This is a genomic window from Variovorax sp. JS1663 (genome assembly GCF_002157355.1).
Taxonomy (GTDB): domain Bacteria; phylum Pseudomonadota; class Gammaproteobacteria; order Burkholderiales; family Burkholderiaceae_C; genus Variovorax.
This window is the reverse complement of sequence record NZ_LYMK01000014.1, coordinates 105,921-131,768: the sequence shown is the minus strand read 5'-3', so window position 1 is coordinate 131,768 and position 25,848 is coordinate 105,921. Positions and strand designations below refer to the sequence as shown.

Genomic DNA, 25,848 nt, shown 5'->3' with positions numbered 1-25,848 from the left:
GGGTTCATCGAAGTCGATCGATCAGTGGGCCTGTGGATTGGTGACCCAGCCCACTGGCTGCAACGCCACGTCCTCGTCCACTTCCTGGTAGGACAGCACCGGCAGCTGCGGTGCCACCGGCTCGATCAGGGTCTTGACGTAGCGGCGCACGTCGGAGGAGGCGATGGCGACCACGCGGCCGGCCGCGCCGCCCAGGATGCGGCGCACCTGCTCGCGGATGTCCTGCGTCACGGCCGGGCTCAGCAGCAGCAGATTGCCGCGCGGCGAGCGCTCGACCGCGTTCTGCACGCGCTCCAGCAGGCTGGATTCGAAGAGGATGGCTTCCAGCTGGCGGTTCGCGCCCACGTAGCGGCTGGTGATGTAGCGGCCGAGGTGGATGCGCACCAGCTCGGTCAGCGCGATCGCATCCTGCTCCTTCGGCGCCCAGATCGCCAGGCATTCGAAGATGGCGTGGAGGTTGCGGATGGGGATGCCCTCCTGCAGCAGCCGGCGCAGCACCTCGGCGATGCGCTGCGGCGAGGCCACGCGCGCGACCTCGGCGGCGAGCTCGGGTGCATCGCGCTGCACCGAGTGGAGCAGGCGCTGCACCTCCTGCAGGCCGATCAACTCGCGCACGTTGCGGCGCACGGCGTGGTCGACGTGGCGGCCGATCACCTCTTCGGCATGCCACGCGCTCAGGCCGGGCTGCGGTGCTTCCACCCACACGGCGCGCGTGAAGGGACCGAAGGGCTCGGCCACCTGCGCGCCGGCGGGCGGCGCCGCGGCCTCGGCCGGGTCGAGCAGCAGCCAGCCGGGCTTCAGCAGGCCTTCGGACACCACCACGTCGTGCACCAGGACCTGGTAGGCGTTCGCGTCCAGGCCGCCGGCGTGGCCCAGCTGCAGGCGCGGGAACACCGGGCCGAGGTCGGACTCGACCTCGGTGCGAACAGCGGCGAGCTGCTGGTCAAGCGCATGGCGGTCGACCGCGCCGCGCAGGCCGTCGGACAGCCGTACGGCCAGCGGCGAGGCGATGGCATGCGCGCTGTCGCCCTCCTCCGCCACTTCGGACTCGCGGTGCGAGATCCAGCCTGGCGTGCGGCGCCGCGCGCGCAGTGCACGCATGCCGAAGCCCAGTCCGATGATCACGGCCGCCAGCAGGCCGAACACCCACTTTGGAAAGCCCGGCACCACCAGGAAGCTGGCCACTGCCAGCCCGGCGATGATCAGCGCGCGCGGATGCGCCATCAGCTGCTCGCCGATCTGGCTGGCGAGCTGCGTGTCGCGGCGGTCCTCGCTGCCCACGCGGGTGATCACGATGCCGGCGGCGATCGACACCAGCAGCGAGGGAATCTGCGAGACCATGCCGTCGCCCACGGTGAGGATGGCGTAGCGCTGCAGCGCGCCGGCCAGGGTCATCTCGTGCATCAGGGTGCCAATGGCGATGCCGGCCAGGATGTTGACCAGCGCGATCACGATGGCGGCGATGGCATCGCCCTTGACGAACTTCATCGCGCCGTCCATGGCGCCGTGCAGCTGGCACTCCTGCTCCAGCTGCTGGCGCCGCTTCTGCGCCTGCGCGGAAGACAGCACGCCCGCGCGCACGTCGGCGTCGATGCTCATCTGCTTGCCCGGCATCGCGTCCAGCGCGAAGCGCGCCGCCACCTCGGCCACACGCTCGGAGCCCTTGGCAATCACGATGAACTGGACGATCGCGATGATGAGGAAGACCACGCCCCCCACCACCACGTTGTTGCCGACGATCAGCTTGCCGAAGGTGTCGATGATGTGGCCCGCGTTCGCCTGCAGCAGGATCAGCTTGGTGGAGGCGATGTTGAGCGCCAGCCGGAACAGCGTGGTGAAGAGCAGCAGCGACGGAAAGGTCGACAGCGACAGCGCCGAGGGCACGTACATCGCGACGATCAGCAGCACCAGGCTGATGGCCAGGTTGCTCGCGATCAGCAGGTCCAAAAGCGGCGTCGGCAGCGGCAGCACGAACAGCGCGACCACCACCACCAAGAGGCCCGCGAGCAGCAGGTCGTTGTAGCCGCCGGCGTTCGCGAGCAGGTCGCGCAGGCCGCCGCGGTACGGCTGCAGGGTGGGAGCGGGACTCGCCATGGTTGTTGCTGTGTGGGTCTATGGCCTGGCCGAAAGCCGCGCACCGCGCCGCTTTCGAACGTGAAAAACATCACGTCGCGGCGGACTCTAAGTGCCGGTCTCCCTTTACGGCAACCACGAGTTCTCGTAGGAACGCGCGACCTTGTCGCATGCGCGGCACTACGCATTTGCGTACTACCTGCACCGTCCTCCTTTCGCTAAGCTGCGCCGCCGAAGCGACAACAACACCCGGTGCGGCACCGGATGCGCACAGCGACAGGACCCAGCGATTTGTTCAACGAAAGCCCCCATGCCCGCGCGGCCCGCTGAGCCGGTGACGGACCTCGGCGAGGCGCGCGCGCTGCCCCGCGCCGAGCCGGCGAACGTGCGTGCGCTCAATCGGCTGTATGGCGCGACGCCGCCGCGCGAGCTGTCGGCGCGCGGGGCGCGCTACCGGCTGGCGTGGGCGCACGATGCATCGCCGGCTGCGGCCGCGCGCGAGGCCTATCGCTTCCGGCTCGGCGCGCATGCGGGCCACCTGGGGCTGGATGCGCCCAGCCTGCAGGCGCTGCTCGGCGAGCGCCGCATCGAGCTGCTGCCGCGCGAGCTGCGCTACATCCTGCTGGCCGATGCACTGCACCCGGTGGCCGATGCACTGGAGAAGGCGTTGCGCCTGCATTTCGAATGGCAGCCGCTGCCAGGCGATGCGGGCGACGCGCGCGAGGCAGTGGCGGCGCCTGCCGGTGACCCCGAGCGCGCGGCCTTCTTCATCGCGACGCCGTTGGACGACGGCCCGGCCTTGCACGGCTTCGTGCAGTTCGATGACGCGGCGACGCTCGATGCGCTGGTGCCCGCGGAAGCCGCCAGGCATGCCGCGCGCAGCGGCGCCGTGTTCGATGCGCTGCGCCTGCCCGTTCACTTCATGATCGGCAGCACGCCGATCCAGTTGCGCGAGATCAACAGCATCCGCCCCGGCGACATCATCGGCATCGAGCAATGGCGCTCGTCCGGTGCCGCGATCGTGGTCACGGCCCAGCTCGGCGGCCCGGCCGGCCGGCAGCTGCAGGCCTTTGCCGAGGGCTCGCGCATCACCGTTTCGCATTCCAGGGACAGCAGCATGAAGCCAGACGCCCCCGCCTCCCCCGACGACGCCAGCGTCAACCTGCCGATCGACCGGCTGGATGCGCTGGAGGTCACGCTGCGTTTCGAGGTCGGAGAGCTGTCGCTCTCGCTCGGCGAGCTGCGCAGCATTCGCGCGGGCCACGTGTTCGAGTTGGGCCAGGCGCTCAACCGCAGCCCGGTGCGCATCCTGGCGCATGGCAACGTGCTGGGAAAGGGCTACCTGGTGGCGGTGGGCGACCGGCTGGGCGTGCGCGTGTCGGAGTTCGCGCCCGGCGAGGTCTGAGCGCAGGTCCATCGCGATGCAAGGCGGACTGCCCGAACCCCTGACGCTGGTCGCGCTGATCGTCGCCTTCGGCGTCGCGCCCTTCGTCGCGCTGATGGTGACCAGCTACACCAAGCTGGTGATCGTGTTCGGCCTGCTGCGCACCGCCCTCGGCCTGCAGCAGACACCGCCGAACATGGTGCTCAACGGCATCGCGATCATCCTGTCGGTCTACATCATGGCGCCGGTGGGCATGGACGTCGGCGACGCGCTGCGCAACCGCAGCTTCGGCGCCAAGGGCGAGGGGCTGAACGACATCGTGGCGGTGATCGACGCGGCCAAGGCGCCGCTGAAGGAGTTCCTGCAGAAGCACACGCAGGAAAGGGAACGGCAGTTCTTCCTGAAGTCGGCCTCCAACATCTGGCCGCAGGCGCGGGCCGAGCAGTTGAAGGCCGACGACTTCATGGTGCTGGTGCCGAGCTTCACGCTCAGCGAACTGACGCGGGCGTTCCAGATCGGCTTCATCATCTACCTCGTGTTCGTGGTGGTGGACCTGATCGTCGCGACCGTGCTGCTGGCGCTGGGGATGTCGATGATCGCGCCGACGACCATCTCTCTGCCCTTCAAGCTGCTGCTGTTCGTGATGCTGGACGGGTGGACGCGGCTGGTGCACGGGCTGGTGCTGTCGTACCGCTGAGCTGGGCGCACGGTATCGGATGGTGGCTATGGCGCAGACCGGCCAGCAGCGGACGTCGACCCTGAGGCGCGAGCCTACTTCCCAACGACTGACCAGCCCGCTTGTTGGTTCGTCTTGTCGTTCTCGTAGTCCCACCGTGTGCCGCAGGCGTCGCAACGGTAACTGGTGATGGTGACCGTGTGACCACCACTGTCGCCATCGCTGCGCTCCACCTTGCGACTAGACATCTGAACGAGTTCGGCATGCCCGGGCGCGCGGCGCCAGTTGCGCTGGATTGCGGCGCACGAAGCGCAAAGCACCAGCTCGTTCAGCTCGCCTCGTCGGTTCGATGCATTCGTCATACGGGTTCAGGTCTCTCTGCGGGTCGTCAATCGGCCAATGCTAGCAACACGACAGATTCCAGTGGGCGAATGAGTCGCGAGACTCAAGCAGCAGCCAGCAAGGCATCAGGGATGCAAACCCCAGCGAGCCACCACCTCATGCCGCCCCCGCCCAAGCAGGCTGCGGACAAGCACGAACTCGTGCGCCGTCCAGTTGATCGCCTCGATCGGACATGGCGCCACGAACCGGTCGTCGTACAGCAGGGTGAGGTGCGGCGTGTACTGCGAACGCCCCGTGCTGCCCAGGCCCACTCGCTCCATCGCCTTGTCGAGCGACGCATGAAATGCCTTCACGGAAATCACACCTTCCTCGCCCAGCAGCACCAGCGGCATGTTGCGTGGCCTGCGGACGATGGTCCCCACGCGGTCGAAGCCGAGTTTGAAAGCGGGAATGGCGGTCAACGGCTGCGCGGCGGCACGGGCGGCATCGGCCACTTCCTGCGGGAAAGACGGAAAGTCTCCGAGGAGGCGCAACGTCACGTGGAAGCGCGCGGCGCCGAGCGCCTTCCCCTCGAGCCCGAAATCCTGCCGCAGTTGCCCGATCAGCCGCTCGATGCGGGCGATGGCCGCGGCGTCCGGCCGCAGCGCGAAGAACAGCCGGTCGGTCTTGGCCGCCGTGCGGGCGTCGATGCCGGCGAGGGGAAGCTGTGCGGCCATGCGAAAAGCCCCGCCTCCCTCGCCGCGGCGGCGTGCTAGTCGCGCGACTCCAGCGCCCGGTTGATGCTCAGCGCAGCCAGGGTGCAAGCCGCGCCCGACAACAGGTAGACGCTGACGTAGGCCAGCCCGAAGTTGGCCGAGAGACCCAGCGCCACGAGCGGCGCGAAGGCCGCGCCGATCAGCCAGGCCAGGTCGGTGGTGAGCGCGGCGCCGGTGTAGCGGTAGCGGCGCTCGAAGTTGGAGGTCACCGTGCCCGAGGCCTGGCCATAGGACAGGCCCAGCAGCACGAAGCCGACCAGCACGAACACGTCCTGCCCCAGCGTGCCGCCGCCCAGCAGGGTCGGTGCAAAGCCGCTGAACACAGCGACCAGCACGGCCATCGTGCCCAGGGTGCGGCGCCGGCCCACGCGGTCGGCGATCACGCCCGAGAGCACCATGGCGCCGGCGGCCAGGAAGCCGCCGAAGATCTGGAGGATCAGGAACCCGGTGACCGACTGGTCGGAGTAGAGGCGGATCCACGACAACGGGAACACCGTCACCAGATGGAACAGCGCGAAGCTCGCCAGCGCGGCGAAGGCGCCGATCAGCAGGTTGCCGCCCTGCGCACGCACCAGTTCGCCGACGCGGGTGGGTTCGAGCTCGCCCTCCTCCATGAGCTGTTCGTACTCGTGCGTCACCACGAGCCGCAGCCGCGAGAAGAGCGCCACCACATTGATCGCGAAGGCCACGAAGAAGGCGTAGCGCCAGCCCCACGATAGGAAGTCGTCCAGCGACAGGCTGGCGTACAGGAAGGCGAACAGGCCGCTGGCCACGATGAAGCCCACCGGCGCGCCGAGCTGGCCCAGCATCGAATACCAGCCGCGCCGGTTCGGGGGCGCATTCATCGCCAGCACCGAGGGCAGGCCGTCCCAGGAGCCGCCCAGGGCCAGCCCCTGACCGACGCGCAGGATCGACAGCAGAACGATGGACAGCACACCCGCGCTCTCGTAGCCGGGGAGGAAGGCGATGCCCACCGTCGACGTGCCCAGCAGGAACAGGGCGATCGTCAGCTTGGTGGCGCGGCCCCAGCGCCGCTGTATCGCCATCGAGACAACGGTGCCGAAGGGACGCGCGATAAATGCGAACGAGAAGATGACGAAGGCGTAAAGTGTGCCCTCCAGGCGCTGCTCGAAGGGAAAGAACAGCGCCGGGAAGACCAGCACCGAAGCGATGCCGTAGACGAAGAAGTCGAAATACTCGGAAGCGCGCCCGATGACAACACCGACGGCGATCTCGCCGGGGGCCACCGAATGGTCGGCGGTGATGAGGCGGGCATCCCTCTCGAGGGTGTCGGAAGAGGGTTCGGATGGGGCGTGACTGAGGCTGGACATCGCGGTGCTTCGGGGTTCAGGGAGCCTTGCAAAGATCTCTCAGGGTCGCATCAGATGCAGATTTGCGCCATAGGACAAAACGTCCAATCGCCAATGGTCCTCGATGGGGATACATTCTGCGCCCAATCGCCATCCGCGTTTTCCCGCGGGGCCCGTTTTCTTCCTGCTCCAGGCATGCCACTCCTCCAGAAGCTCCTTCGCCGGTCGGCCCTGCTCCTCCCCGCCCTGCTGTTGGCGGGCTGCAACATGGTGGTGCTGAACCCGTCAGGCGACATCGCCGCCCAGCAGGGGCGCCTGATCGTGATCTCCACGCTGCTGATGCTGCTGATCATCGTGCCGGTGATCGCCCTGACCCTGCTGTTCGCCTGGCGCTACCGGCAATCGAACACCGAAGCGACCTACAAGCCGGACTGGGACCACTCCACCCAGCTGGAGCTGGTGATCTGGGCGGCGCCCCTGCTGATCATCATCGCCCTGGGTGCGCTGACCTGGATCAGCACCCACACCCTGGACCCGTACCGGCCGCTGGACCGCATCGCCGAGGGGCGCCACGTGCCCGAGGGCACGCAGCCGCTGGTGGTCGAGGTGGTGGCGCTGGACTGGAAATGGCTGTTCTTCTACCCCGAGCAGGGCATCGCCACGGTCAACGAACTGGCCGCGCCGGTGGACCGGCCGATCCAGTTCAAGATCACGGCCTCCTCGGTCATGAATTCCTTCTATGTGCCGGCCCTGGCGGGGATGATCTACGCCATGCCCGGCATGGAGACCAAGCTGCACGCGGTGATCAACCAGCCCGGCGTGTACGAGGGCTTCTCGGCCAACTACAGCGGCGCCGGCTTCTCCGGCATGCGCTTCAAGTTCCACGGCCTCGCGGGTGCCGAGTTCGACAGCTGGGTCCAGAAGGCCAAGGCCGAGGGCAAGACGCTGGGCCGCCCCGACTACCTCCAGCTCGAGAAGCCCAGCGAGCGCGAGCCGGTGCGCCGCTACGCCAGCGTGGCACCGGGCCTGTACGACGCCATCCTCAACCGCTGCGTGGAACCCGGCAAGATGTGCATGCGCCACATGATGGCGGTGGATGCCTCCGGCGGCGCGGGCAAGGCGGGCCTGTCGCCCCTGGCGCTGACCGAGGTGCCGCGCGGCGAGCAGGGCCTGCCGATGCGCACCGTGGCCGCCGAAATCTGCACCGCCGACAACCCGACCGGCGCGCCCCTGCCCATCCGGACCACTCTCCAGTAACCCCTTGTTTCAGGCTACCCGAGACGCACGATGCCCGACCATCCCGACCTGACCAAGCTCATCTTCGGTCGCCTCACCTGGGAGGCCTTCCCCTACCACGAGCCCATCCTGGTGGCGACCTTCATCGCCGTCGTGCTGGGCGGCCTGGCGCTCGTGGGCGCCATGACCTACTACCGGGCCTGGGGCCCCTTCTGGCACAACTGGGTCACCAGCATCGACCACAAGAAGATCGGCGTGATGTACATCGTGCTGGGCATCGTGATGCTGCTGCGCGGCTTCGCCGACGCGATCATGATGCGGCTGCAGCAGGCGATGGCCTTCGGCGACAACATGGGCTACCTGCCGCCGCACCACTACGACCAGGTCTTCACGGCGCACGGCGTGATCATGATCTTCTTCGTGGCGATGCCGCTGGTCACCGGGCTCATGAACTACGTGGTGCCGCTGCAGATCGGCGCGCGCGACGTGGCCTTCCCCTTCCTGAACAACTTCAGCTTCTGGATGACCACGGCGGGCGCGATGCTGACGATGGCCTCGCTGTTCGTCGGCGAGTACGCCAAGACCGGCTGGCTGGCCTATCCGCCGCTGTCGGGCATCCTCTACAGCCCGGACGTGGGGGTGGACTACTACATATGGTCCTTGCAGATCGCGGGGGTGGGCACATTGCTGTCGGGGGTGAACCTGATCGCCACCATCGTGAAGATGCGCGCGCCCGGCATGACGCTGATGAAGATGCCGGTCTTCACCTGGACCTCGCTGTGCACCAACGTGCTGATCGTGGCGGCCTTCCCGGTGCTGACGGCCGTGCTGGCGCTGCTGTCGATGGACCGTTACGTCGGAACGAACTTCTTCACCAACGAGCTCGGCGGCAATCCGATGATGTACGTCAACCTCATCTGGATCTGGGGCCATCCGGAGGTGTACATCCTGATCCTGCCGGTGTTCGGCGCCTTCTCGGAGATCGTCTCCACCTTCAGCCGCAAGCGCCTGTTCGGCTACGCCTCCATGGTGTATGCGACGGTGGTGATCACCATCCTGTCGTACCTGGTGTGGCTGCACCATTTCTTCACCATGGGCTCGGGCGCGAGCGTGAACTCGTTCTTCGGCATCACGACGATGATCATCTCGATCCCGACGGGGGCGAAGATCTTCAACTGGCTGTTCACCATGTATCACGGGCGCATCAAGTTCGAGGTGCCGATGCTGTGGACGGTGGGCTTCATGGTCACCTTTGTGATCGGAGGCATGACGGGCGTGCTGCTGGCGGTGCCGCCGGCCGACTTCGTGCTGCACAACAGCCTGTTCCTGATCGCGCACTTCCACAATGTGATCATCGGCGGCGTGGTGTTCGGCGTGTTCGCCGCCATCACCTACTGGTACCCGAAGGTGTTCGGCTACAAGCTCGATCCCTTCTGGGGCAAGTGCTCCTTCTGGTTCTGGCTGATCGGCTTCTACTTCGCCTTCATGCCGCTGTACGTGCTGGGCCTGATGGGGGTGACGCGGCGCCTGAGCCACTTCGAGGACCCGTCCATCCAGATCTGGTTCCAGATCGCCGCCTTCGGCGCGGTGCTGATCGCGCTGGGCATCGCGAGCTTCCTGATCCAGTTGTACGTGAGCTTCAAGCGCCGCGACGCGCTGCGCGACACCACGGGCGACCCGTGGGACGGCCGCACGCTGGAGTGGTCGACCTCCTCACCGCCGCCGGACTACAACTTCGCCTTCACGCCGAACATTCATGACAACGATGCGTGGTGGGACATGAAGCGCCGCGGCTTCGAGCGGCCGCGGGAGGGCTTCGCGGCGATCCACATGCCGAAGAACACCGCCGCCGGCTTCGTGCTGGCCGTGCTGAGCGCGATCTGCGGTTTCGCGCTGATCTGGCACATGTGGCTGATCGCGGGCGTGTCTTTCGCGGTGCTGATCCTGGCGACCATCGTCCACACCTTCAACTACAAGCGCGACTACTACATCCAGGCGGACGACGTCGTCCGCACGGAAGCCGAGCGCACCCGACTCCTGGCCGGCCATGTCTGAGATCACCGCCACCACGCCCCCCGCTCGCGGCATGCACATCGGTGCGCCGTCCACCGAGCGCCCGCAATTCCTCGTGACCGGGGACCACCATCCGCAGAACGGCACGCTGCTGGGCTTCTGGCTCTACCTGATGAGCGACTGCCTGGTGTTCGCCTGCCTGTTCGCGATGTACGGTGTGCTGGGCCGCAGCTACGCGGCCGGCCCTTCGGGCGCCGACCTGTTCGACCTGCCGCTGGTGGCGCTCAACACCTCGCTGCTGCTGCTGTCCTCCATCACTTACGGCTTCGCGATGCTGGAGATGCTGAAGAAGCGCACCGGCGGCGTGCTGGTGTGGCTGGCGATCACCGGCCTGCTGGGCGCGGGCTTCATCGGCATCGAGCTCTACGAGTTCGCGCACATGATCCACGAGGGCGCAGGCCCGCAGCGCAGCGCCTTCCTGTCCTCCTTCTTCACGCTGGTGGGCACGCACGGGCTGCACGTCAGCTTCGGCATCGTCTGGCTGATCACGCTGATGATCCAGGTCGGCAAGCACGGCCTGATCGCGGAGAACCGGCGGCGGCTGATGTGCCTGTCGATGTTCTGGCACTTCCTGGACGTCGTCTGGATCGGCGTCTTCACCTTCGTCTACCTGATGGGGACCCTGAAATGAGCGAGCCGCACGCACACGACGACCCTGGCCACGGCCACCACGACGATGACGACCACGGCCTGCACATCAGCCTGAAGGGCTACGTCACCGGGTTCATCCTGTCGGTGATCCTCACCGCCATTCCCTTCTGGCTGGTGATGGGCAAGGTCATCGAAAGCCCGAGCACCACCTCCTTCGTGATCCTCGCCTTCGCGGCCGTGCAGATCGTGGTCCACATGATCTACTTCCTGCACCTCAACGCGCACTCCGAGGGCGGCTGGAACATGCTGGCGCTGATCTTCACCATCGTGCTGGTGGTGATCACGCTGAGCGGATCGCTCTGGGTGATGTTCCACCTCAACCACAACATGATGCCGGCATCCATGCACGAGATGCGCAACATGCCTTGAGCGGGACGCCCTCCGACACCTCGCGGAGACCGCATTCCACGCCGGCGCTGGCGCTGCTCGCCCTCGCCGGCGTTTTGCTTTTCGCGCTGTTCGCGGCGCTGGGCATGTGGCAGCTGGAGCGGCGCGCCTGGAAGCTGGACCTGATCGAGCGCGTCGAGACGCGCGTGCACGCGGCACCGGCGGACATCCCGCCACTCGCGCAATGGCCGCAGGTCAACGCGGCGGGCGACGAGTACCGGCACGTGCGCCTGTCCGGCAGCTTCCTGCACGAGCGCGAGACGCTGGTGCAGGCCTCGACCGTGCTGGGCCCGGGCCACTGGGTGCTGACGCCGCTGCGCACTGCACAGGGCACGATCGTCCTGGTCAACCGCGGCTTCGTGCCGCCCGAGCGGCGCGAGCGCGCCAGCCGCAGCGGCAACGAGCCGGCCGGCGAGGTGCAGCTGACCGGCCTGCTGCGCATCAGCGAACCCGGCGGCGGCTTCCTGCGCCGCAACGATCCTGCGGGCGACCGCTGGTTCTCGCGCGACGTGCAGGCCATCGCCGCGGCGCGCGGGCTGCCCGGCGCTGCGCCCTTCTTCGTGGACGAGGACGCCCCGCCCGGCCAGCCCGCCCCGGGCGCCGAGCCGCGCTGGCCGGCCGCCGGCCTGACGGTGATCGTCTTCCGCAACAACCACCTCGTCTACGCCCTCACCTGGTTCGCGCTGGCCCTGGGGGTTGCGGCCGCGGCCTGGTGGGTGGTACGCAGCGCAAGACAATCCCGGGATGCATCCGAGCACTGACGCCGACGCCACCGGCCTGAAGAACATGCAGCAGCTGATCCAGCTGCGCTGGATCGCCGTGGTCGGCCAGGTCGCGACCATCGTGGTGGTGCATTTCGGCTTCGGCATCCGCCTGCCGCTGGAGCAGATGTTCGCGGCGCTGGGCTTCCTCACCATCTTCAACCTGGTCAGCCTCTGGCGCTGGGACCGTCACGAGGACGTGACCGACATGGAGCTCTTCGTCGCGCTGCTGGCGGACGTCGGCACGTTGACGGTACAGCTCTACCTGAGCGGGGGCGTCACCAACCCCTTCATCTTCCTGTTCCTGCTGCAGGTCTGCCTGGGCGCGGTGCTGCTGGGGCCGCGCCACACGCGCACCCTGATCGCGGTCACGGCTGGCTGCTTCGTCGGGCTGACCCTGTTTCACCGGCCGCTGGAGATCCCGCTGGAGAACGGCCGCGGGCTCGCCAGCCCCTATGTCCAGGGGTTGCTGATCTGCTTCGTGCTCAACGCGGCGCTGCTGGCGGTCTTCATGGCCCGCATCCACCGCAACCTGCGCGCCCGCGACGCCCGCCTGGCCGATCTGCGCCAGCGCGCCGCCGAGGAGGAGCACATCGTGCGCATGGGTCTGCTCGCCTCGGGTGCGGCACACGAGCTCGGCACGCCGCTGGCGACGCTGTCGGTGATCCTGGGCGACTGGACGCGCATGCAGCCCTTTGCAGCCGACCTGGAGCTGCGGCAGGAGATCGAGGAGATGCAGGCCCAGGTCGCCCGCTGCAAGACCATCGTCACCGGCATCCTGCTGTCGGCCGGCGAGGCGCGCGGCGAGGCGCCGGTGCACACCACCGTGCGCGACTTCCTCGACGAGCTGGTTGCCGAGTGGCGCGAGAGCCGGCCCACCCCGGCACTGGCCTATGCCAACGACTTCGGCGACGATGTGCCCATCATCTCGGACTCGGCCTTGAAACAGACCCTTTGCAATGTGCTGGACAACGCGCTGGAGGCCTCCCCGCGCTGGGTCGGGCTGGCGGCGTCGCGCGACGGCGACTGGCTGGTCCTGACCGTCACCGATGCCGGCCCGGGCTTCGCGCCCGAGATGCTGGCGCAGCTGGGCAAGCCCTACCAGTCGAGCAAGGGCCGACCGGGCGGCGGGCTGGGGCTGTTCCTGGTCATGAACGTCGCGCGCACGCTGGGTGGCAGCGTGTCGGCCCGCAACCGGCCCGAAGGCGGGGCCGCCGTCACCCTGCGCCTGCCGCTTGCGGCGCTCACTCTCGCGGAGGAGCCAGCCCATGGACACTGAAGAACGTGTGCTCCTGATCGTCGAAGACGATGCAGCCTTTGCCCGCACCCTCGCCCGCTCCTTCGAGCGGCGCGGCTACCAGGTGCTGTCGGCGGCCAGCGCCGAGCAGGTGGAGGAAGTGCTGAAGACCCATTCGCCGGGCCATGCGGTGGTGGACCTCAAGCTCGCCGGCGGCGCCTCGGGCCTGGCCTGCGTGCGGATGCTGCATGCGCACGACGCGGAGATGCTGATCGTCGTGCTCACCGGCTATGCCAGCATCGCGACCGCGGTGGAGGCCATCAAGCTGGGTGCCTGCCACTACCTGGCCAAGCCCTCCAACACGGACGACATCGAGGCCGCCTTCGGCCGCGCCGAGGGCGATGCGGAGGTGGAGCTGACCGAGCGCGCCACCTCCATCAAGACGCTGGAATGGGAGCGCATCCACGAGACCCTGGCCGAGACCGGCTTCAACATCTCGGAGACCGCGCGGCGGCTGGGCATGCACCGGCGCACGCTGGCCCGCAAGCTGGGCAAGCAGCGGGTGAAGTAGCGCGGCGGCGGAAGCGGCCGCTCAGTCGGGCTCCCCTTCTTCCAGCAGGGAGAAGAGGACCTGGAAGATTTCCCGCGTCGAGACCGTGCCGTCCTCGTCCTTCTGGACCAGCAGCAGCTGCTGCGACTCCGGCAGGCCGGCCGGGATCACCATCCGCCCACCCGGCTTGAGCTGATAGATCAGCGCAGACGGTATCAGCTCCGGCGCCGCCGTGACGATCACCCGGTCGAAGGGCGCGTGCGCGGGCCAGCCGTGGCAGCCGTTGCCGATGCGGACCTCGACGTTGGCATGGCCCTGGCGCGCCAGCCGCTGCCGGGCCTGCCGCGCCAGTTCCTCGATCAGTTCGACGCTGTAGACCTGCTTCGCCAGCTCGGAAAGGATCGCCGACTGGTAGCCCAGCCCGGTGCCGATCTCCAGCACGGTGTCGGTGGGGCGCACGTCGAGCAGGTCGGTCATCACCGCCACGATGAAGGGCTGCGAGATGGTCTTGCCATAGCCGATCGGCAACGGCGTGTCGACATAGGCGTAGGGGCGCAGCTCGATCGGCACGAAGGCATGGCGCGGGACCTTGGCCAGGGCGTCCATCACCCGCGGGTTCAGCGCCGCCTTGCCCAGGTGCATGGTCGAGAAGATCGTCTTGGCAGCGATCTCCGCGAGCATGCGCTGATGCAGAGTCGTGAAATCCGGTTCGCTCATGGTGCCTCCTCGAGGGGGCGGTGCTGAGTTCCGGATCCTACGCCTGCTGGGGCCCGCTGCGCCAATGCGCGACGCCGTTCCCGAAGGCCGAGGCCTCAGAGCACGGTACAGCGCTTCTTGCTCACTCCCACTCCATCATCAACAAGACGCCCAAACCCGCGTGGTGAAAGGGATTGGCTGCGATCGACATGGGGCCTTACCGTCGCCTTTACCGTCAGAAGCGCACATCTTTTGCGTGGCAATGCTTTGGAGGGTTGTTCCAACGGTCTTGCCCGCACCATGCTCACGAGTCCAGCCCCTAATGTGAGGGCCGCACCGATTGCGAGACCGATCTTGGGCGCCGCGTCGACCGAAGCAAGTGTGAAAATGAGGCTCATGATGACGCCACCTGAGGTTTGGCCAGCCAATCTGGCAGTCCCCTGCATGCCACCTGCTGCTCCGCTTCGTTCACGCGGAGCCGAGAGAAACATGTTGCGATTGTTCGGTACCTGAAAGAGGCCGAAACCGAGGCCGCACAACATCATGATCGGGACCAGTGCACCTGGCCGTCCATCCAGCGGCCACAGAGAGGCGGCCGCGAGCCCAATTGACAGGCAGGCACCTCCCGCAGCGCAGAGCCAGGCTGTCGATACGCGCTCAGCGAGACGTCCCGTGAGCGGCGCCGCGATGGCGACCATCAGCGGCCAGGGAGTCATGAAGAGCCCGGTCATCAAAGTGCTCTGCCCTAAGCTGTGCTGTAGGTAGAAGGGCAGCGCCATCAAGCCTGCAGTCGTGCCTGCAAAACAGCAGATTGATGCGATCACTGAAATGCGAAAGGGGCGCGCTCGAAGCAGGTCAAGGGGTACCAACGGCGTTGACTTCGGCATCTCTCGGCGAACCAGCGCCGCCAGGCTGAGAGCTGTCGTGGCGAGGAGAACGACAGCCAGTGCGGGCTTCGCTACCAACAGTTCGGCACCTATGACAAGAGAAGCAAATGCCCCTCCATTCAGCGCCATACTGAGCAGGTCCAGCCGACGCGGCGCACCCTTGTGGTGTGGCAACGCAAGGCTCGCGAACAGCACCGCGCAACCCAAGGGCAAGCTCAACGCGAAAAGCCACGGCCAGCTTGAGAACGCGAGGATCAGCGCTCCGACCGTCGGACCGGCTGCAGAGGCCAGCGCGACGGCCAGCGCATTCCACCCGATGGCGGCGCCGAGCTGCTGCGGAATAATCGAGCGCAACAGCGCCATCCCGAGCGACATGACGGCGGCACCGCCGAGGCCCTGGAGGAAGCGGGCCGCGACGAGCCACGACAGGGACGGTGACAGTGCGCACAACACGGAGGCGGCGGTGAACACTGCAACACCAAGCGTGAAGACCCGGCGATAGCCCAGGCTCTCCCCAAGCGCGGCGCAAGGCAGCAGTCCGATCACCAAGGCAGTCTGATAGGCCGTGATGACCCATACGGCCATGCCCGGCGTCACCTGGAGAGCTCGTGCGATGGTCGGAAGTGCGACGTTGGCGATGCCTGCGTCGAGCACCACAAGCACCATGGCCGCGAGGACCACACCGATAGCGACGGCGCGACGTCGATTCTCGGCGCTTGCGCCTTCATGCCGTGAGGCGCGCTGGGCCTTGCTGTCATCGCGCCTAGCAGACGCGACCGATTGTTGGCACATGCAAGGGTCTCGGGGGTCTAGGGCCACCGTCGCCAAAAAGCGCCTGCCTGCACCTGTGGAGAGCTTGCTCATGGCGTCCCGAATGTCCAGACGCCATCCCGCTCAACGTACCTCGCCACGCGGTGTTCGGCCTTGTCCTCCTTCTTCAAGTCACGCTCTGTGAAGCGAAACAGGAGAGCTGGCCCCTTCACGCACCGTGTGTCATGAATGTCGCCCGGCAGATATACCTGGACCTGCCCTGGCCGCATCAAGGTTGAATCCCGCAGTACCAGTCCAACGCTGCCATCTGGCTTCGCCACCCGGGCATAGGTCCTCATCTCGATCTCGCCCTGCTGGATCCCATAGATGACCCAACCTCGACCGTGGTCATGGGGCGGCCGGTACAGCCCGGCGTATTCCGAGTGGGCGAGGAGCACGAAACCTTGGGTCGGGTCGCGATACAGCTCCTTGTTTGCCGGCGCTTCACTGTGCAAAGCCGCCAACCACTCCTCAGTGGCGGGCGCCTTGAGAAGGTCCGCCAAGTGGCGTTTGCAACCCGCGACCACTTGGTCGCTAAGCGGCCCCCAAACCGACTTGATCCCCTCAATCGACGTTTCAAAAGTACTGCTGGTCATGGTCTCTTCCTTTGGTTCTGCTCGGACAAAAAATGGCGTTCAAGCAGTACTAAGAATTTAGGATTTCCAGCAAAATTGCGGAAGACGCAGCAGTTGCAAGTTATACGTGCGTTTGACGCCATGTCACCTTGTTACGTGATAGCGTTCGGGCATGGCCGCGCCTGATCTGAACCTGCTTATCACCCTTGACGTGCTGCTTGCCGAAGGTAGCGTCGCGCGCGCTGCCCGACGTTTGCGGCTGAGTCCGTCCGCGATGAGCCGGGCGCTGGCGCGATTGCGAGAAACGACGGGCGACCTCTTGTTGGTACGAGCTGGACGGGGCCTTGTGCCCACTCCACGCGCAACCGAGCTGCGTGAGAGGGTCAATCACCTCGTTCAGGAGGCCGAAGCGGTGCTGCGTCCGGCCGAGGCACTCAATCTCAAAGGGCTCGTCCGAACGTTCACGTTGCGCGCTAGTGAAGGCTTCGTCGAGACATTTGGCCCTGACCTACTTGTGCGGGTTGGCAAGGAAGCTCCCGGTGTGCGGTTGCGTTTCACGCAAAAGACGGACAAGGAAAGCACGTCTCTGCGCGATGGGACCGTCGACCTGGAAACCGGCGTCATCGGCAGCGCCACGAGCCCCGAGGTCCGTGTACAGGCTTTGTTCAGGGACCGCTTCATTGGGGTCGTGCGCATCGGGCACCCACTATGTCAAGGCAAGGTCACGCCAGGGCGCTATGCGGCCGGAAAACACGTTGTGGTGTCGCGTCGAAACTTCGACAAAGGCCCAATCGACGAAGCGTTGAAGCCATTCGGTCTGGAACGGGAGATCGGCACGGTGGTCGGCGGCTTCTCAACCGCGTTGGCACTCGTCCGCGCCTCTGATCTGATCGCCAGTGTTCCCGAACGGCATACCAAAGGCCTGCGCGACGGCCTACACAGCTTTTCGCTTCCGGCGCCTCCGCCGGAAATCACTGTCTCATTGATGTGGCATCCAAGAATGGATGGCGACCTTGCTCATCGCTGGCTCCGTGCGTGCATTCGAGACGCTTGCACCCGATCCCACGCGGCCGCAGCGGACCGACCTGTTGCCGGAGAAGGCTGAGCAGCGGCGGTCTGCCTATCCTGGCCGCAACGAAGCGCAGTAGTTGAAGAAGGCCTCAAGTTCGGTCGACTTGTCGAAGACGGCATCTGCGCCCAGATCAAGACATCGTCGACGCATCTCGACGGTGGGATAGTTCGTGAGGACACGTAGGTCTGCCCGTCGACCCAAGCATCGACCATGCTGGCCCACTCCTGCAGCATGTGGCGCGGCTGCTCGGCGTACTCGGCCTTGTTGTAGATCGAGCGTGAGGAACGCCCATCCTCAGCGCCAGACACTTCTCGATCCAATCTCGGTTGAAGCCGATTTCGTTCAGCAGCGTCGAGCCGGTGCGGCGCAGATCGTGGACGGTGAAGGGCTCCAACGGCAGGCCCGCAGCCTTCGCGCGCTCCGCGACGATCTGCGTGACCCGGTTCAAGGTCGCGTTCGACATGCAGCGCTCGGCGTCGTAGCGCGATGGCAGAACGAACTTGGAGCCGGCCGTACAAGTATGCAGGGCTACGAAGATGTCCAGCGCCTGGCGCGACAGATAGACCACATGCGGATTGCCCCTTCATGCGAGCCACCGATTCCATCTGCCGCGCCATCAGCCGGATCTCCAGGGGTGACAGGGTGCGATCCTTCGGCACGAACGTCGCAATCGACGCAGCCCCCACATCGTCAGCCGGGTTGTCCACCTTCTCGCCGTGCAGGACGGCGAAGGCATGGACCTGCTTCACGATGTCGCGGACGTGCACCGCCGTGGCCGGCGCACCGCGCGCCTTCACCTCGTTGCAGAGGGAGCGCAGGTCATCGGCAGTGATTTCGCTGAGCTGCCGGTTCTGGAAGGCCGGCAGGATGTCCCGATCGGGTAGCGGAAGGTGACGGTACCGGTGGGCGATACCGTCACGTACATCCCATCCCGGTCAGAAGCCTTGTAAGTCAATGACTTAGGCTTCAAATTGCGCAGTGCGGTGTCGGTAAGCATCGAGGTTTTCCTCCTGTTGGTGACGGCTTTTACCGTCAGGGGTCAGGAGACCCTGTTCCGCTGGCCGGCGATAGCCACCGATAGCTGCCGTGAAGTATTTCCTTTTAAATCAACACGTTACGGAAGTTTTTCGATACTAGGCGATAGTCCCCGAAGGACGTCAATTCACTCCCACTCGATCGTCGCCGGTGGCTTGCTCGACACGTCGTAGGTCACCCGGTTGATCCCGCGCACTTCGTTGATGATGCGCCCCGACACCTTCTTGAGCAGCGCATAGGGCAGCTCGGCCCAGTCGGCGGTCATGAAGTCGCTGGTCTGTACCGCGCGCAGCGCGACCACGTAGTCGTAGGTGCGGCCATCGCCCATCACGCCGACGCTCTTGACCGGCAGGAACACAGTGAAGGCCTGGCTGGTCAGGTCGTACCAGCTCTTGCCCGAGGAGGCATCCTTGAAGTTGCGCAGCTCCTCGATGAAGATCGCGTCGGCGCGACGCAGCAGGTCGGCGTATTCCTTCTTCACCTCGCCCAGGATGCGTACGCCCAGGCCAGGTCCCGGGAAGGGATGGCGATACACCATCTCCGGCGGCAGGCCCAGCGCCACGCCCAGCTCGCGCACCTCGTCCTTGAACAGGTCGCGCAGCGGCTCCAGCAGCTTCAGGCCCAGCTGCTCGGGCAGGCCGCCCACGTTGTGGTGGCTCTTGATGGTGACGGCCTTCTTGCTCTTGGCGCCGCCGGACTCGATCACATCGGGGTAGATGGTGCCCTGCGCCAGCCACTTCGCACCCTTCGCGCCCGCACTCGTGAGCTTGGCGGCCTCCTGCTTGAAGACGGTGACGAACTCGCCGCCGATGATCTTGCGCTTGGCCTCGGGATCGCTCACGCCGGCCAGCTTGCCGAGGAAGAGCTCGCTGGCGTCGACGCGGATCACCTTTGCGTGCAGCTGACCGACGAACATGTCCATCACCATGTCGCCTTCGTTCAGGCGCAGCAGGCCGTGGTCGACAAAGACGCAGGTCAGCTGATCGCCGATGGCACGGTGGATCAACGCCGCGGCCACCGAGGAATCGACGCCGCCGGAGAGGCCGAGGATCACCTCCTCGTCGCCCACCTGCTGGCGGATCGCCTCCACCGCCTCCGCGATGTGGTCGCGCATCACCCAGTCGGGCTTCGCGCCGCAGATGCCGAGCACGAAGCGATCAAGAATGGCCTTGCCCTGCTGGGTGTGCGTGACCTCCGGGTGGAACTGCACCGCGTAGAAGTGCCGCGCCTCGTCGGCCATGCCGGCGATCGGGCAGCTGTCGGTGGAGGCCATCAGCTTGAAGCCCGGGGGCAGCTCGGTGACCTTGTCGCCATGGCTCATCCAGACATTGAGCATGCCGTAGCCTTCGTCGGTGGTGAAGTCGGCGATATCGCGCAGCAGCTCGGTGTGGCCTCGCGCACGCACAGCCGCGAAGCCGAACTCGCGCTTGTGGCCACCCTCGACCTTGCCGCCCAGCTGGTGCGCCATGGTCTGCATGCCATAGCAGATGCCCAGCACCGGCACGCCCAGCTCGAACACCGCCTGCGGCGCCTTGTCGGTCGACTCCTCGTACACGCTCGCGTGGCTGCCGGAGAGGATCACGCCCTTGAGCGTGCCGTCCTTCGCATACTCGCGCACCCAATCGTCGCTGACGTCGCAGGGATGGACTTCGGAGAGCACGTGCGCTTCGCGTACGCGCCTGGCGATCAGCTGCGTGACCTGGGAGCCGAAGTCGAGGATGAGGATTTTCTGGTGTTGCATGGAGGACTCTTCAAAAACTGAGGCAGACGATGCCGCAGGCCCGGGCCGCGGCCACGAGCTTCTTGTCCAGTGAAGCGAGCTGTCCGTTCAGGCGCAGCACCAGCTCCAGGTAGGAGGCGTCGTAGAAGGTCAGGCCGTGCGCCTGGGCCATCCGCCCGATCTGGGCGCGACGGTGCAGCGAAGGCACGGGATCGAAAGTGATGTTCGCGGCAGCCAGCAAGGCCTGCGCCTGCTCGACCTGCGTGCCGTCGATGCGGCCGCGCGCCTGGCCCATCACGAGGATGTTGCCGGTCTCCCAGACCCAGAGAGCGGGCGCATGGAACACCTCGTTCGGCTCGGTGGCATCTGCATAGAGCCGCAGGGCAGCGTCGCTGACTTCGTCAGGCATGATCCACGCAGCGGCGGCCGAGGCATCGATGACGATCGGCTTCATTCCCTGCGCCCGGCGTCGCGCAGGCTCTTCCAGTCGGTGTGGCCCTCGACGGCCGGCTTGATGCCAGCCTGGTAGGCGCGCAGTTCGTCGAGGGCTCGCTGCTGGGCCTGGGCCCGTTCGGATTCGCTCAACACGGCCTCGGGGTCGTGCACGATGCGGGCGATTTTCTTGCCGTGGCGCGTGATCACCACTTCCTCCCCGTTCTCCACCGCCTGCAGCAGCGCCGAGAACCGGTCCTTGGCTTGATGGACGGAAACTGTTTGCACGTTCTGGCCTGAATCGAAAAGAAGGCCTGATTCTAGCCAAATTGGCCAAAATCAGGTTTCTGGCCAGAATTACTCAGCGCGGTAGTTCGGCGCTTCCTTCGTGATCTGCACGTCGTGCACGTGGCTTTCGCGAATGCCGGCCGTGGTGATCTCCACGAACTCGGCCTTGTTCTTCATGTCCTCGATGGTGGCGCAGCCGCAGTAGCCCATGCTGGCGCGCAGACCGCCGGACATCTGGTAGATGATCGAGACCATCGAGCCCTTGTACGGCACCCGCCCTTCGATGCCCTCGGGCACCAGCTTGTCGGCATTGGGGTTGCCGGTCGTCGACTCCTGGAAGTAGCGGTCGGCGCTCCCCTGCTGCATCGCGCCGATGGAGCCCATGCCACGGTAGCTCTTGTAGCTGCGGCCCTGGAACAGCACGATCTCGCCCGGCGCCTCCTCGGTGCCGGCGAACATGCCACCCATCATCACGGTGCTCGCGCCGGCCGCGATGGCCTTGGCGATGTCGCCCGAGTAGCGGATACCGCCGTCGGCGATCAGCGGGATGCCACTGCCCTGCAGCGCGGTGGCGACGTTGTCCACCGCCATGATCTGCGGCACACCCACGCCGGCCACGATGCGGGTGGTGCAGATGGAGCCAGGGCCGATCCCGACCTTGACGGCATCGGCGCCCGCCTCGGCCAGCGCGCGGGCGGCATCGCCGGTGGCGATGTTGCCGCCAATCACGTCGACCTGCGGATAGTTCCTCTTGACCCAGCGCACGCGCTCGATCACCCCGGCGCTGTGCCCGTGCGCGGTGTCGACCACGATCGCATCGACACCTGCCTTCACGAGCGCCTCGACGCGCTCCTCGGTGCCCTCCCCCACGCCGACGGCCGCGCCCACGCGCAGGCGGCCGCTGGCGTCGCGCGCCGCATTGGGAAAGCTGGTCTGCTTGGTGATGTCCTTGACGGTGATCAGGCCTTTGAGCTCCCAGGCGTTGTTGATCACCAGCAGGCGCTCGAGCTTGTGCTTGTTGAGCAACGCCTTGGCCTCGCTGAGCGTGGTGCCGTCGGGCACCGTGATCAGCTTTTCGCGCGGCGTCATGATCTCGCTCACCGGCACGTCGTAACGGCTCTCGAAGCGCAAATCGCGGCCGGTCACGATGCCGACCACCTTGCCGCCGTCCAGCACCGGGAAGCCGGAGATGCCGAGTTCTTCCGACAGTTGCAGCACCTGCAGCACGGTGTGGGTGGGCGTGATCACCACGGGATCGCGCAACACGCCGGACTCGTAGCGCTTGACCTTGGCCACCTGCGCGGCCTGCTCGGCAGGCGTGAAGTTCTTGTGGACGATCCCGATGCCGCCCTCCTGCGCCATGGCAATGGCAAGGCGGGCTTCTGTCACGGTGTCCATGGCCGCGGAGACCAGCGGCAGGTTCAGCGTGATGTTTCGGGAGAGTTTGGTGGCGAGGGAGGTGTCCTTGGGCAGGACCTGGGAGTAGGCTGGCACCAGCAACACGTCGTCGAAGGTGAGCGCTTTGCCGAGAAGGCGCATGGGTGAGGCTCCAAAAAATCGATTGTAACGATGGCACCATGCCCGGCCGGCGTGCGGGTCCTTCCGGATGTGGGTCAAATGCCGCGCCCGATCCCGCAGATACAGAAGTAAAACGTTGCAAAACGTAAACAGCGCTAAACTGCCGCCATGAAGTTCGCGCACCTGCTCGCATTCGGATCCGCCTGCCTTCTCGCGGCGACGACCGTCCAGGCCCAGTGGCAGTGGATCGATCAGAGCAACAAGAAAGTCTTCAGCGACACGGCGCCGCCGCCGGAGATCCCCGACAAGAACATCCTTCGCCGCCCCGGCCCTTCCTCGTCTGCGCGCGTGACCTTCAGCCCCGCGCCGGCGCCGGAAGCGGGCAGCGCTCAGCCTGCCTCCGCCGCCCCCGCGAGCGCCGGCGGCGCAGCCAAGGCCAAGCCCACCGGGGTCGACAAGGACCTCGAGGAAAAGGCCCGCAAGGCCGAGGAAGCCGAAAAGGCGAAGCAGGCCGCCGAGGCGCAGAAGGTGGCCCAGGCCAAGGCCGAAAACTGCCAACGGGCGCGCCAGGGCAAAGCGACCATGGACAGCGGCATCCGCGTCGCCCGGCTGAACGCCCAGGGCGAGCGCGAGGTCATGGACGACAAAGCACGCACTGCCGAGACACAGCGCCTGCAATCCGTGATCGACAGCGACTGCAAGTAGGCAGCGCTTCCCGCTCCATCAGTAGCCCGCCTTGCCGCCTTTGCGCCGGCGCGCGAAGAGCCCGGTCGCGCGCGCACCCTGCTGGCGAAAGCGCTCGCGCCGCGCGATCTTGGGATCGACCGTGAGCGAGCGACACAGTTCGATGCGGTCGAGCGCCTGGACCCGCTGCGTCCATTCGACGGCGCGCCCCCAGATGCCCGGCACCACGGCTTCCCCGTCGAGTTCCGGGTAGTGCGCGGCAAGGCCGCTCTCACGCACCGCATCGCGCACCGACGCGCCCTCGGGCACGTCGAGCTCCTGCTCGATCACCTCGCGCGCGCCCGGCGAGTACACGACCGTCACATGGGGCATCAGCTCTGGCCGTAGATGTGCTCGGCACGCTTGACGAAGGCCTCGACCAGGTTGGAGGCAATCTTGTCGAACACCGGGCCGACCAGCGCCTGCAGCGCGAAGTTGCTGAAGCCATAGCTCAGGTTCAGCTCCACGCGGGAGGCGCGCTCGCCCTCTTCGCCGACCGGCGTGAACTTCCAGGCACCTTCCAGATGGGAGAAAGGCCCGTCCACCAGCCGCAAATGCACCTCGCGGCCGGGCACGTGGGTGTTGCGCGTGGTGAAGCTGTGGTGAAAGCCGCTGAAGGCCAGCCCGACCTCGGCCGTCATGCCGCCCTCGTCCTGCTCGATCACGCGGGCCTTGTCGCACCAGGGCAGGAACTCGGGATATCTCGCCACGTCGGTGACCAGGCTGTACATCTCCTCGGCGCTGTACCAGATCAGGATGGACTTGTGGACTGCTTTCATGAAATCGAATCGGGGCTCCGTTCGATTGTATGGAGGCAGGCCCCAAGGCTCATCCCGAGCGAGACCAGGCCGCCATCAGCGTGTTGGAAGGCAGATTCTCGTCGAGCAGCTTGCGCGCCGTCTCGACGCCCGCCACCGGCAGGTCCTGGGGGTCCAGCAGGCCGATCTGCACCAGCACGCTGGCCTGGTCCCAGTAGATGTGCTCATGGTAGAGCTTGTCGCCACGGAACTTCACGATCGCGACCAGCGGGATCTCCACCAGCCGGCCGGTGGGTGCCACGCCGGGCAGCATCCAGTCGATCTCGCAGCTGTGCGTGAAGCAGAACAGCATCTCGTCGACGATCTGCGTGGCGCCGACGGTGCGCGAGATCGGGACCAGCCGGGTGTCGGGCGGATTGCTGTTGACGAAATGGTGCTGGTAGAAGCGGCTCAGCATCGCGTGGCCCACGCCGCCCGTCATGGTGGGGATGTGGTTCACATAGGGCTCGGGCACCATCGTGGCCATGGTGTCGGCGACGTTGCGCGTCGCGAACTCGTACTCGCAGTGCTTGTCCCACAGCGCCGAGAAGTCGTAGTGCGGCCCCATCGCCTGCCGGAAAGCGGCGACGCTGCGCTGGTGCGCCATCAAGGCCGACGGCTTGTCATAGTGCTCGCCGCCCAGCCGCGCGAAGGCATGGTCCACGCCAGGATAGACATGGAGCGCCACGTTCGCCTTGCCGCCTAGAGCGGTGAGGATCTTTTCGCGCGCCGGCGGCGGGCAGAACTTGTCCTGCTCGGCGATGTGCAGCAGTAACTGGCCGCGGATGTTCGCGGCCTCGTCCAGGCTGTTCTCGATGCCCACGCCGTAGTAGCCGACTGCGACATCGGCATCGGTACGGCAGGCCGCCAGGTAGGCCAGCTTGCCGCCCAGGCAGAAGCCCAGCACGCCGACCTTGCCCACGTGCTCTGGACGCGCGCGCAGCGCCACCATCGCGGCGGCGATGTCTTCCACGCCCTTGTTCTCGTCGAAGCCCTGGTAGAAGCCGAAGGCCTTCTGCCAGTCTTCCGGCGCGTAACCCAACTCCACATCGGGCTGCTGGCGCCAGAACAGGTCCGGCACCAGCACCGTGTAGCCTTCCTCGGCGTAGTAGTCGGCCACCTCGCGCATGGTGGCGTTCACGCCGAAGATCTCCTGCGCCAGCACGATGCCGGGCCCCCTGCCCGCTGCCGGGGTCGCGAGATAGGCGCGGAAGCTGCCGCTGCCGTCGGAAGCGGCCACCTTCAACCATTGACCTGCCATGGCGTATCTCCTCTTTTCAAGAATCGTGGGGAAGCCGGACGCGAGGCCCGGCGCTATGCCGCGAGCGCACCCTGCCGCAGCGTGGTGAACTGGCCGCCAGCGTACAGCAGCGGCAGCGCGTCGGGCTCGCAGAGCAAGGCGGCCTTGATCTCGCCGATGACCACCGCGTGGCTGTGCGCGACCATCATCTCGTCCACCACGCAATCGAGTGAAGCCAGCGAGCCGCGCAGCACCGGTGCGCCGGTGACCAGGGTGTCCCATTCGTCCGGATCGAAGCGCTCGCCGGCGCCCCCGCCCCGGCCCGCAAAGACTTGAGCCAGGGGCGACTGCCGCGCCGACAGCACGTTGACCGCCATGCGCCGGCTTTGCGCGATGGTGCGGAAGCTGCTGCCCTGCAGGTTGACGCAGGCCAGGATGCGCGCCGGCTGCGCAGACAGCGAGGACACGGCGGTGGCCGTCAGCCCCACCGGCGTGTGGCCGTCGGTGCTGGTGACGATGGTGACGGCGCCGACCAGGCAGCGCATCGCGCGGCGGAAGTCGCCGGCATCCAGGTTGGGCTCGCAGCGCAGTTGCTCGAGCGCGCGCAGTGCGTGGGCCAT

At 66.5% G+C, this 25,848-nt stretch carries 26 protein-coding genes and 1 pseudogene; 11 read left to right on the top strand and 16 right to left on the bottom strand.

Annotated elements, in window-relative coordinates; genetic code table 11:
• Positions 1 to 21: 21 nt before the first annotated feature.
• Positions 22 to 2,094: a type III secretion system export apparatus subunit SctV gene (gene sctV / locus A8M77_RS14230; RefSeq protein WP_086922158.1), complete on the bottom strand. Its 2,073-nt coding sequence runs from the start codon at positions 2,092 to 2,094 to the stop codon at positions 22 to 24.
• A gap of 289 nt (positions 2,095 to 2,383) precedes the next feature.
• Here sctV and sctQ point away from each other — a divergent pair, with 289 nt between their 5' ends.
• Positions 2,384 to 3,478 carry a type III secretion system cytoplasmic ring protein SctQ gene (gene sctQ, locus A8M77_RS14225; protein WP_086922157.1) on the top strand — a complete coding sequence of 365 codons (1,095 nt, stop codon included), beginning with the start codon at positions 2,384 to 2,386 and terminating at the stop codon, positions 3,476 to 3,478.
• 16 nt (positions 3,479 to 3,494) lie between these two features.
• Positions 3,495 to 4,154: a type III secretion system export apparatus subunit SctR gene (gene sctR, locus A8M77_RS14220; RefSeq protein ID WP_086922156.1), complete on the top strand. Its 660-nt coding sequence runs from the start codon at positions 3,495 to 3,497 to the stop codon at positions 4,152 to 4,154.
• A gap of 74 nt (positions 4,155 to 4,228) precedes the next feature.
• Here the strand turns inward: sctR and A8M77_RS36825 are convergent, their stop codons facing one another.
• The 3 genes from A8M77_RS36825 to A8M77_RS14205 all read right to left on the bottom strand — a co-directional run bounded on the left by A8M77_RS36825 (position 4,229) and on the right by A8M77_RS14205 (position 6,561).
• Complete coding sequence (locus A8M77_RS36825) at positions 4,229 to 4,495, bottom strand: hypothetical protein (RefSeq protein ID WP_086922155.1); 267 nt, start codon at positions 4,493 to 4,495, stop codon at positions 4,229 to 4,231.
• A 105-nt stretch (positions 4,496 to 4,600) separates the two neighbouring features.
• Positions 4,601 to 5,191 (bottom strand): 2'-5' RNA ligase family protein, encoded by a 591-nt coding sequence (locus A8M77_RS14210; RefSeq protein ID WP_086922154.1) that lies wholly within the window; start codon positions 5,189 to 5,191, stop codon positions 4,601 to 4,603.
• Positions 5,192 to 5,226: 35 nt separating this feature from the next.
• Complete coding sequence (locus A8M77_RS14205; protein WP_086922153.1) at positions 5,227 to 6,561, bottom strand: MFS transporter; 1,335 nt, start codon at positions 6,559 to 6,561, stop codon at positions 5,227 to 5,229.
• Between the two features lie 174 nt (positions 6,562 to 6,735).
• Here A8M77_RS14205 and cyoA point away from each other — a divergent pair, with 174 nt between their 5' ends.
• The 7 genes from cyoA to A8M77_RS14170 are packed head-to-tail and all read left to right on the top strand — an operon-like array spanning position 6,736 to position 13,456.
• The gene (gene cyoA, locus A8M77_RS14200) at positions 6,736 to 7,797 is read left to right on the top strand and encodes a ubiquinol oxidase subunit II (protein ID WP_086922152.1); all 1,062 of its coding nucleotides are present in this window, start codon (positions 6,736 to 6,738) and stop codon (positions 7,795 to 7,797) included.
• A gap of 30 nt (positions 7,798 to 7,827) precedes the next feature.
• On the top strand, positions 7,828 to 9,831 hold the full coding sequence (gene cyoB, locus A8M77_RS14195; RefSeq protein ID WP_086922151.1) for a cytochrome o ubiquinol oxidase subunit I: 2,004 nt from the start codon (positions 7,828 to 7,830) through the stop codon (positions 9,829 to 9,831).
• Positions 9,824 to 10,480, top strand: coding sequence for a cytochrome o ubiquinol oxidase subunit III (gene cyoC, locus A8M77_RS14190; RefSeq protein WP_086922150.1), 657 nt, complete (start codon positions 9,824 to 9,826; stop codon positions 10,478 to 10,480). The genes cyoB and cyoC overlap by 8 nt, the downstream gene beginning before the upstream one ends.
• Entirely contained in the window at positions 10,477 to 10,869 is a 393-nt protein-coding gene (gene cyoD / locus A8M77_RS14185; protein WP_086922149.1) for a cytochrome o ubiquinol oxidase subunit IV, read from the top strand. Before cyoC ends, cyoD begins: the two co-directional genes overlap by 4 nt.
• Positions 10,866 to 11,648, top strand: coding sequence for an SURF1 family protein (locus A8M77_RS14180; protein ID WP_272947437.1), 783 nt, complete (start codon positions 10,866 to 10,868; stop codon positions 11,646 to 11,648). The genes cyoD and A8M77_RS14180 overlap by 4 nt, the downstream gene beginning before the upstream one ends.
• Positions 11,632 to 12,927, top strand: coding sequence for an ATP-binding protein (locus tag A8M77_RS14175; protein ID WP_086922148.1), 1,296 nt, complete (start codon positions 11,632 to 11,634; stop codon positions 12,925 to 12,927). The genes A8M77_RS14180 and A8M77_RS14175 overlap by 17 nt, the downstream gene beginning before the upstream one ends.
• Positions 12,917 to 13,456: a response regulator transcription factor gene (locus A8M77_RS14170; RefSeq protein WP_086922147.1), complete on the top strand. Its 540-nt coding sequence runs from the start codon at positions 12,917 to 12,919 to the stop codon at positions 13,454 to 13,456. The genes A8M77_RS14175 and A8M77_RS14170 overlap by 11 nt, the downstream gene beginning before the upstream one ends.
• 21 nt (positions 13,457 to 13,477) lie before the next feature.
• On the opposite strand, the gene A8M77_RS14165 is transcribed toward A8M77_RS14170, so the two are convergent.
• From A8M77_RS14165 to A8M77_RS14155, 3 genes are all read right to left on the bottom strand, one after another.
• Positions 13,478 to 14,152, bottom strand: a complete 675-nt coding sequence (locus tag A8M77_RS14165) for a protein-L-isoaspartate(D-aspartate) O-methyltransferase (RefSeq protein WP_192871610.1) — start codon at positions 14,150 to 14,152, stop codon at positions 13,478 to 13,480.
• A gap of 95 nt (positions 14,153 to 14,247) precedes the next feature.
• Positions 14,248 to 15,882 carry an MFS transporter gene (locus tag A8M77_RS14160; RefSeq protein ID WP_238136820.1) on the bottom strand — a complete coding sequence of 545 codons (1,635 nt, stop codon included), beginning with the start codon at positions 15,880 to 15,882 and terminating at the stop codon, positions 14,248 to 14,250.
• Positions 15,879 to 16,424, bottom strand: coding sequence for a hypothetical protein (locus A8M77_RS14155; RefSeq protein ID WP_086922144.1), 546 nt, complete (start codon positions 16,422 to 16,424; stop codon positions 15,879 to 15,881). Before A8M77_RS14155 ends, A8M77_RS14160 begins: the two co-directional genes overlap by 4 nt.
• 151 nt (positions 16,425 to 16,575) lie before the next feature.
• Here A8M77_RS14155 and A8M77_RS14150 point away from each other — a divergent pair, with 151 nt between their 5' ends.
• The gene (locus A8M77_RS14150; RefSeq protein WP_086922143.1) at positions 16,576 to 17,508 is read left to right on the top strand and encodes a LysR family transcriptional regulator; all 933 of its coding nucleotides are present in this window, start codon (positions 16,576 to 16,578) and stop codon (positions 17,506 to 17,508) included.
• Positions 17,509 to 17,651: 143 nt separating this feature from the next.
• Here the strand turns inward: A8M77_RS14150 and A8M77_RS14145 are convergent.
• The 5 genes and pseudogenes from A8M77_RS14145 to guaB form a co-directional block, all read right to left on the bottom strand.
• A pseudogene (locus A8M77_RS14145) lies at positions 17,652 to 18,472 on the bottom strand (phage integrase central domain-containing protein); the annotation flags it as partial.
• A 165-nt stretch (positions 18,473 to 18,637) separates the two neighbouring features.
• Positions 18,638 to 20,251: a glutamine-hydrolyzing GMP synthase gene (gene guaA, locus A8M77_RS14140; RefSeq protein WP_086922142.1), complete on the bottom strand. Its 1,614-nt coding sequence runs from the start codon at positions 20,249 to 20,251 to the stop codon at positions 18,638 to 18,640.
• 10 nt (positions 20,252 to 20,261) lie between these two features.
• Complete coding sequence (locus A8M77_RS14135; RefSeq protein ID WP_086922141.1) at positions 20,262 to 20,684, bottom strand: type II toxin-antitoxin system VapC family toxin; 423 nt, start codon at positions 20,682 to 20,684, stop codon at positions 20,262 to 20,264.
• On the bottom strand, positions 20,681 to 20,950 hold the full coding sequence (locus A8M77_RS14130) for a type II toxin-antitoxin system Phd/YefM family antitoxin (RefSeq protein ID WP_086922140.1): 270 nt from the start codon (positions 20,948 to 20,950) through the stop codon (positions 20,681 to 20,683). Before A8M77_RS14130 ends, A8M77_RS14135 begins: the two co-directional genes overlap by 4 nt.
• A 69-nt stretch (positions 20,951 to 21,019) precedes the next feature.
• Positions 21,020 to 22,489 carry an IMP dehydrogenase gene (guaB, locus tag A8M77_RS14125; RefSeq protein WP_086922139.1) on the bottom strand — a complete coding sequence of 490 codons (1,470 nt, stop codon included), beginning with the start codon at positions 22,487 to 22,489 and terminating at the stop codon, positions 21,020 to 21,022.
• A 147-nt stretch (positions 22,490 to 22,636) separates the two neighbouring features.
• Here guaB and A8M77_RS14120 point away from each other — a divergent pair, with 147 nt between their 5' ends.
• A complete protein-coding gene (locus tag A8M77_RS14120; protein ID WP_086922138.1) occupies positions 22,637 to 23,173 on the top strand; it encodes a DUF4124 domain-containing protein in 537 nt (178 codons plus the stop codon).
• 18 nt (positions 23,174 to 23,191) lie between these two features.
• Here the strand turns inward: A8M77_RS14120 and A8M77_RS14115 are convergent, their stop codons facing one another.
• Genes A8M77_RS14115 through A8M77_RS14100 form a run of 4 tightly spaced genes read right to left on the bottom strand, consistent with a single transcriptional unit; the run spans position 23,192 to position 25,848 of the window.
• Positions 23,192 to 23,524 (bottom strand): RnfH family protein, encoded by a 333-nt coding sequence (locus tag A8M77_RS14115; RefSeq protein WP_086922137.1) that lies wholly within the window; start codon positions 23,522 to 23,524, stop codon positions 23,192 to 23,194.
• Entirely contained in the window at positions 23,524 to 23,970 is a 447-nt protein-coding gene (locus A8M77_RS14110; protein ID WP_086922136.1) for a type II toxin-antitoxin system RatA family toxin, read from the bottom strand. Before A8M77_RS14110 ends, A8M77_RS14115 begins: the two co-directional genes overlap by 1 nt.
• Before the next feature lie 49 nt (positions 23,971 to 24,019).
• Positions 24,020 to 25,249: a dienelactone hydrolase family protein gene (locus A8M77_RS14105; protein ID WP_086922135.1), complete on the bottom strand. Its 1,230-nt coding sequence runs from the start codon at positions 25,247 to 25,249 to the stop codon at positions 24,020 to 24,022.
• A gap of 53 nt (positions 25,250 to 25,302) precedes the next feature.
• Complete coding sequence (locus A8M77_RS14100) at positions 25,303 to 25,848, bottom strand: flavin reductase family protein (protein ID WP_086922134.1); 546 nt, start codon at positions 25,846 to 25,848, stop codon at positions 25,303 to 25,305.

Coding starts and splice junctions, on each gene's coding strand:
- sctR (WP_086922156.1), top strand. CDS start 3,495: ATGCAAGGCGGACTGCCCGAACCCCTGACGCTGGTCGCGCTGATCGTC.
- cyoC (WP_086922150.1), top strand. CDS start 9,824: ATGTCTGAGATCACCGCCACCACGCCCCCCGCTCGCGGCATGCACATC.
- A8M77_RS14115 (WP_086922137.1), bottom strand. CDS start 23,524: ATGCCCCATGTGACGGTCGTGTACTCGCCGGGCGCGCGCGAGGTGATC.
- sctV (WP_086922158.1), bottom strand. CDS start 2,094: ATGGCGAGTCCCGCTCCCACCCTGCAGCCGTACCGCGGCGGCCTGCGC.
- A8M77_RS14160 (WP_238136820.1), bottom strand. CDS start 15,882: ATGAGCAAGCTCTCCACAGGTGCAGGCAGGCGCTTTTTGGCGACGGTG.
- sctQ (WP_086922157.1), top strand. CDS start 2,384: ATGCCCGCGCGGCCCGCTGAGCCGGTGACGGACCTCGGCGAGGCGCGC.
- A8M77_RS14110 (WP_086922136.1), bottom strand. CDS start 23,970: ATGAAAGCAGTCCACAAGTCCATCCTGATCTGGTACAGCGCCGAGGAG.
- guaA (WP_086922142.1), bottom strand. CDS start 20,251: ATGCAACACCAGAAAATCCTCATCCTCGACTTCGGCTCCCAGGTCACG.
- A8M77_RS14105 (WP_086922135.1), bottom strand. CDS start 25,249: ATGGCAGGTCAATGGTTGAAGGTGGCCGCTTCCGACGGCAGCGGCAGC.
- guaB (WP_086922139.1), bottom strand. CDS start 22,489: ATGCGCCTTCTCGGCAAAGCGCTCACCTTCGACGACGTGTTGCTGGTG.
- A8M77_RS14165 (WP_192871610.1), bottom strand. CDS start 14,152: ATGAGCGAACCGGATTTCACGACTCTGCATCAGCGCATGCTCGCGGAG.
- A8M77_RS14210 (WP_086922154.1), bottom strand. CDS start 5,191: ATGGCCGCACAGCTTCCCCTCGCCGGCATCGACGCCCGCACGGCGGCC.
- A8M77_RS36825 (WP_086922155.1), bottom strand. CDS start 4,495: ATGACGAATGCATCGAACCGACGAGGCGAGCTGAACGAGCTGGTGCTT.
- A8M77_RS14175 (WP_086922148.1), top strand. CDS start 11,632: ATGCATCCGAGCACTGACGCCGACGCCACCGGCCTGAAGAACATGCAG.
- A8M77_RS14155 (WP_086922144.1), bottom strand. CDS start 16,424: ATGACCAGCAGTACTTTTGAAACGTCGATTGAGGGGATCAAGTCGGTT.
- A8M77_RS14170 (WP_086922147.1), top strand. CDS start 12,917: ATGGACACTGAAGAACGTGTGCTCCTGATCGTCGAAGACGATGCAGCC.
- A8M77_RS14205 (WP_086922153.1), bottom strand. CDS start 6,561: ATGTCCAGCCTCAGTCACGCCCCATCCGAACCCTCTTCCGACACCCTC.
- A8M77_RS14100 (WP_086922134.1), bottom strand. CDS start 25,848: ATGGCCCACGCACTGCGCGCGCTCGAGCAACTGCGCTGCGAGCCCAAC.
- A8M77_RS14150 (WP_086922143.1), top strand. CDS start 16,576: ATGGCCGCGCCTGATCTGAACCTGCTTATCACCCTTGACGTGCTGCTT.
- cyoD (WP_086922149.1), top strand. CDS start 10,477: ATGAGCGAGCCGCACGCACACGACGACCCTGGCCACGGCCACCACGAC.
- cyoA (WP_086922152.1), top strand. CDS start 6,736: ATGCCACTCCTCCAGAAGCTCCTTCGCCGGTCGGCCCTGCTCCTCCCC.
- A8M77_RS14135 (WP_086922141.1), bottom strand. CDS start 20,684: ATGAAGCCGATCGTCATCGATGCCTCGGCCGCCGCTGCGTGGATCATG.
- A8M77_RS14120 (WP_086922138.1), top strand. CDS start 22,637: ATGAAGTTCGCGCACCTGCTCGCATTCGGATCCGCCTGCCTTCTCGCG.
- cyoB (WP_086922151.1), top strand. CDS start 7,828: ATGCCCGACCATCCCGACCTGACCAAGCTCATCTTCGGTCGCCTCACC.